A 1,155-nucleotide genomic window follows, 5' to 3' on the forward strand; every position below is an offset into this window, starting at 1 on the left:
CGTGCGCCGTGGCGGTGCGCGCGGCGATCGAGGAGCTGCGGCCGGCGGCCGTCCTCATCGAGGGGCCGGAAGAGTTCACGCGGCTCATCCCGGACCTGCTGCACGAGGCGACGCGACCGCCGATCGCGGTGCTGAGCCTCGGCGACTCCGGTTCCGGTTCGTCGGCGGAGAACTCCGAGGCCGGCGGCGGCTCCGGTTTCTACCCGCTCGCCTCCTTCTCCCCGGAGTGGGTGGCCCTTCGGGCGGGGCGCGACGTCGGCGCCGAGCTCCGGTTCATCGACCGGTCCTTCGGCGAGCGGTCGGCCGCGGAGCGCGCGGTGTCGGGGCTGGGCGGGTCTGGGCCGGATGCCGAGCCCGATCCTTTCGCGCGCACGTTGATGTCCGAGCGGTACCTGGCGCACTCCGAGGCGGTCGCCGCGCTCGCGCGCCGGCTCGGGTGCCGGGACCACGACGAGGTCTGGGACCACCTGTTCGAGTCGCGGCCGAGCGCCGAGCTGGCCGCCTGGCGGGCCGTCTTCGACGACGTCTTCGCGTGGGCGGCGCTCGCGCGCCTCGACTACGAGGAGAGCGTGCTCGCCGCCGACGGTTCCCTGGACCGCGAGGCACGCATGGCCGCCCGTGTCGCCGAGGCAGCGGCCGAGGTCGACGGGCCGGTGCTCGTGGTGACCGGCGCCTTCCACACGCTCGCGCTGGTGGAGGCGCTGTCCGGCGCGGTGGAGGGGGCGCCGGTGCGCGGCCGCCAGCCGGAGGGCGGCTTCGGCCCGGTCGCGGAGGGCGAGGCGTGGCTGGTGCGGTACGACAACGAGCGGCTCGACGGCCTTCGGGGATACGGCGCGGGCATGCCCTCGCCGGGGTACTACGAGCGCCTGCACGCTGCGCACCTCCGGGAGCTCGCGTTCCACGGCACATTCGTCGACGGTGCGCTTGACGGTGCTGTCGGCGGTGCTGTCGACGGTGCTGTAGACGGTGCTGTAGACGGTGCTGCCGGCAAGGCGCCCGGCCCGGTCGGCGCCCGCGCGCTGGCCGCCGAGATCCTGGTCGACGTCGCCCGGGGCGCCGTCGAACGGGGCCACACGGTGAGCCTGCCGCAGGTCAGCGCCGCCGCCGAGGCGGCCACCCGGCTCGCGGACCTCCGCGAACGGGCCTTCGCGGGTC

Annotated in this window: 1 protein-coding gene; it reads left to right on the forward strand. The window is 75.8% G+C overall.

The annotated features are described in order from the left end of the window. Positions 1 to 1,155, forward strand: a 1,155-nt coding sequence (locus PROKR_RS34560) for a DUF5682 family protein (RefSeq protein WP_245605788.1), incomplete at both ends; no start/stop codon positions are given.

The sequence above is a fragment of the Promicromonospora kroppenstedtii DSM 19349 genome (assembly GCF_000515355.1).
GTDB lineage: Bacteria > Actinomycetota > Actinomycetes > Actinomycetales > Cellulomonadaceae > Promicromonospora > Promicromonospora kroppenstedtii.